Annotated in this window: 6 protein-coding genes; 4 read left to right on the forward strand and 2 right to left on the reverse strand. The window is 67.4% G+C overall.

The window, feature by feature from the left end:
• Positions 1 to 21: 21 nt before the first annotated feature.
• From kdsA to D7W81_RS40315, 3 genes are read left to right on the forward strand one after another with little or no spacing between them, the layout of a single operon-like run.
• The gene (gene kdsA / locus D7W81_RS40305) at positions 22 to 858 is read left to right on the forward strand and encodes a 3-deoxy-8-phosphooctulonate synthase (RefSeq protein ID WP_120560622.1); all 837 of its coding nucleotides are present in this window, start codon (positions 22 to 24) and stop codon (positions 856 to 858) included.
• A 23-nt stretch (positions 859 to 881) separates the two neighbouring features.
• On the forward strand, positions 882 to 1,457 hold the full coding sequence (locus tag D7W81_RS40310; RefSeq protein ID WP_208721672.1) for a KdsC family phosphatase: 576 nt from the start codon (positions 882 to 884) through the stop codon (positions 1,455 to 1,457).
• A gap of 44 nt (positions 1,458 to 1,501) precedes the next feature.
• A complete protein-coding gene (locus D7W81_RS40315; RefSeq protein WP_120550420.1) occupies positions 1,502 to 2,125 on the forward strand; it encodes a response regulator in 624 nt (207 codons plus the stop codon).
• 123 nt (positions 2,126 to 2,248) lie between these two features.
• Here the strand turns inward: D7W81_RS40315 and D7W81_RS40320 are convergent, their stop codons facing one another.
• Together D7W81_RS40320 and D7W81_RS40325 are read right to left on the reverse strand one after the other, a co-directional pair.
• A complete protein-coding gene (locus D7W81_RS40320) occupies positions 2,249 to 2,695 on the reverse strand; it encodes an Hsp20/alpha crystallin family protein (protein ID WP_120560624.1) in 447 nt (148 codons plus the stop codon).
• A 231-nt stretch (positions 2,696 to 2,926) separates the two neighbouring features.
• Positions 2,927 to 3,121, reverse strand: a complete 195-nt coding sequence (locus D7W81_RS40325; protein WP_120560625.1) for a CPXCG motif-containing cysteine-rich protein — start codon at positions 3,119 to 3,121, stop codon at positions 2,927 to 2,929.
• A 104-nt stretch (positions 3,122 to 3,225) separates the two neighbouring features.
• Here D7W81_RS40325 and D7W81_RS40330 point away from each other — a divergent pair.
• On the forward strand, positions 3,226 to 3,818 hold a 593-nt coding region (locus D7W81_RS40330), incomplete at its 3' end, for a GspE/PulE/PilB domain-containing protein (RefSeq protein ID WP_120560626.1).

Raw genomic sequence — 3,818 nt, forward strand, 5'->3', positions numbered from 1 at the left:
GAGACAGGCCCCGGTGAACTCATGAGCCCCACCCCCTCCATCGAGCTGTGCGGCCACAAGGTCGGCCCCGGCCAGCGCCTCTTCGTCATCGCCGGGCCGGACAGCATCGAGTCCGAGGAGATGGCCCTGCGCCACGCCCACCTGCTCAAGGGCATCACCGCCCGGCTGGGCGTCCCGTACGCCTTCAAATGTTCCTATGACAAGGCCAACCGGACCAGCGGCAAGTCCTTCCGCGGTCCGGGTTTGAAGGAAGGTCTGAGAATCCTGGACCGTATCCGCCGGGAGGTGGGCGTCCCTGTTCTCACGGACGTCCATGAAACCAGCCACGTCGGGCCTGCCGCTGAAGTCGTGGATATCATCCAGATACCCGCCTTCCTCTGCCGTCAGACGGACCTCGTGGAGGCGGTGGCCCGCTCCGGCAAGGGGGTGAACTTGAAGAAGGGACAGTTCGTAGCCCCCAAGGACATCGTCCACTCGGCCCGGAAGGCCGTGGAGACGGGCAACCCCAACGTGCTCGTCACCGAGCGGGGCTCCTCCTTCGGCTACAACAACCTCGTCGTGGACATGCGCGGCCTGGCCCAGATGCGCGAGGCCGGCCTCGTGGTGTGCATGGACGCGACCCACGCGGTCCAGCTCCCCTCCTCCAGCGACGGAAAGACAGGCGGCGAGCGCCGGTTCGTCTCACTGCTCGCCCGCAGCGCCGCCGCCGCCGGGATTGACGCTTTATTCACAGAAGTCCACGAAGACCCCGACCGTGCCCTGTGTGACGGTCCGTGCTCGCTCAATCCACAGATGTTCGAGGACGTGGTACGAGATGTGCTCAGCATCCGCCGCGCGCTGGGTCACGAAGCCAGCTGATGGACGCGAAAGGTGAGGAGGCCATGCAGACGGAAGCGCCTTCCAAGCCAGGCAGGGAAGAGCTGACGTCCCGTGCGTCGCGCGTGCGGCTGCTCGTGTTCGACGTGGACGGCGTGCTCACTGACGGCGCGCTGTATTACGGCGACAATGGCGAGGTGATGAAGCGCTTCAACGTGAAGGATGGCCACGCGCTCGTCATGGCCCGGCTGGTGGGCCTGCCCGCCGCCATCCTCACCGCGCGCACGTCCCGCATCGTGGAGGCCCGAGGCCGGGAACTGGGCCTCGCCGCCATCTTCCAGGGCCGCAAGGAGAAGGGTCCCGCCCTTCAGGAATTGCTCGCTCAACTCCAGATACCCGCAAATCAGTGCGCGTATATGGGAGACGACCTCAACGACCTGGACCCCATGTCGCTCTCCGGGCTTTCCGCCTGTCCGGCGGATGCCGTTCCAGAGGTGCGCCAGGAAGCGGACTTCGTTACGACGAACGTGGGCGGTCACGGAGCTGCCCGCGAGCTGGTTGAGCTGTGCCTCCGTGCCAGTGGCCGTTGGGATGACGCCGTGGGTCTGATGAGAAGCACAGGTAAACGCAGCACGTCGTAGGGTGGGTTGATCAAACCCCGCATCCAAGGTAGGTGTTTATTTCCATGGCTAGTGGAACGATGCAGTCCGAGGGGAGTACGGCGATGACGGACCAGCTCTACACGACGCACGACATCAGTCGGTTGCTTCAGGTGGACCCGTCGACGGTGAGCAAGTGGATTGACCGCGGCATCCTGATGGCCTTCCGGACTCCGGGTGGCCACCGCCGGGTGCGTTCGACGGACCTGCGCACCTTCCTGGTCACCCACCAGATGCCCGTGCCTGAGGAGCTGGGCAGCAGCACGGTGCGCTTGCTGGTCGTGGACGACGAGCGCCCGGTGCTGGACGCCATCAAGCGCGCGTTCAAGCCGCACGCGAACCAGGTGGAGCTCCAGACGACGACGAGCGGCGTGGAGGCCCTGCTGCTGGTGTCGGAGCAGAAGCCGCACGGGATGATCATCGACCTCAACATGCCGGACATCGACGGCATCGAGGTCTGCAAGCGCATCCGCGCGCGCAAGCAGATGGAGGGCGTGCGCCTCATCACCATGACGAGCAATCACACGCCCGACGTGGTGGAGCAGTCCAAGCAGGCCGGCGCGGTGGCGTGCCTTCCCAAGCCGCTGGACGTCACGCAGGTCATGGAGCTGTTCCGGGTGCCGCTGGCGCTCAACACTGCTCGCAAGTAAAGGGACGGGGGCTTCCGCCGGCCACCGCGGAAGCCCTCGGGTCGCAAGGATGCTTGCGGGAGTCGCCGCGCCTCGCCGCAGCGAGGGCAGCGGCCTCCCTGATGGGGTGTTGATGCATGCGCATCAACCCTGGACCTTCACCTCGACGACGCGGGGCTTGGTCTCCTCGCGGCGCGGCAGGGTGAGGGTGAGCACGCCATTGTCGTAGCGGGCCTCCACGCGGGTCGCGTCCACCGTGTCCGGCAGGCGGAACTGGCGCGCGTAGACACCCGAGGCGCGCTCCTGGCGGCGCAGGACGTTGCCCTCCGGCACGGCCTCGGCCTTGCGCTCGGAGCGCACGGTCAGCACGCCGTCTTCCACCTTCACCTGGATGGCCTTGGCGTCATGGCCGGGCAGGTCCACGCGCAGCGTGATGCCGGACTCGGCCTCCAGGATGTCCGCTGCGGGCGTGACGGTGCGCTCGGCGTCGTTGCGGGCGCCCGGCGAGGCCAGCTCCCGGAAGAGGAAGTCGAAGTCGCGCAGCAGGGGCAGGGCAACGGCGGCGTTGTAGGGATTGCGGCTGTTCAGCATGGTCGTCTCCTGTTCGTGACGTCCCTTTGGACGCACGTTGTGCGGGTTCACGGTCGTTGTTGAAGTGGGCGGCCGGGACCCCGTTTCCGGGAGCGCCCGGCAGCGCCTCACAAGACTCAAGAGAACCATGCTTCGGGACGTGTCAAGCAACGCCCCCGCACGTCCTGGAGCCCCCGGAAAGGGGCCGCCGCGCCCGCTCGCCTGCTCCCCTGCCAGGGAGCCGCCAGGGCGTCAGTCGTCGTCGCGGCCCAGGGTGACGGCGGCGCCGTCCTCGCCTCGGGTGACGTGCACCTCCCAGGGGCGGCAGCAGACGGGGCAGTCCTCCACGTAGGACTCGGCGGAGGCGCCCAGCGAGTCCACGTCGACTTCCACCTCCTCACCGCAATAGGGGCACGTCTGCGCGGCGGCGTCAGCGAACGGCTGCATGGTCCAAGCCTCCTTGCCCTCAAGGCATGTTCCCCATGCCTTCCAGGCATGTTCAGTGACGTGGACTGAGCGTCCGCGCCATCAGACGCTAGAATCCCCACCCCATGGCTCCCCCTTCCCGGAATCGCATCGCGGACGTCCTCATCAAGGCGCGCGTCATCGACGAGTTGCAGCTGCGCAGCGCGCTCGCGTCGCTGGACCAGTGGGGCGGACGCGTGTCGCGCGTCGTCGCGGACCTGGGGCTGGCGTCCGAGGAGACCATCACCCAGGCCATCTGCCAGGGCCTGGGAATGCCCCGCGTGCAGCTGGGCAACCTGACGAAGGACGCGGCCGCGCTCGCGCGCGTGGACGTGGGGCTCGCCGAGCAGAAGGGCATCTTCCCCGTTCAGCTCAAGGACAACGGGAAGACGCTGGTGCTGGCGATGTCCGACCCCACGGACCTGGCCACGCTGGACCAGGTCGCGGCGCGCAGCCGTGCCCGCGTGGTGCCCATGGTGGCGGGCGACCGTGAAATCGAGCACGCCATCCTGCGCCACTACCGCGGCCAGGAGCCGGCGGAGAGGAAGCGCTTCAAGCCCGACACGAACAAGCAGCAGGACGCGGGCGAGCTCCCGGAGGAGGAGGAGTTCAAGGTCGTGGACATGAGCGGCAAGACGGTCGTCAAACGCATCAGCGACATCGCTGTCTCTTATACACA

Source organism: Corallococcus aberystwythensis (assembly GCF_003612165.1).
GTDB classification, from domain to species: Bacteria; Myxococcota; Myxococcia; order Myxococcales; family Myxococcaceae; genus Corallococcus; species Corallococcus aberystwythensis.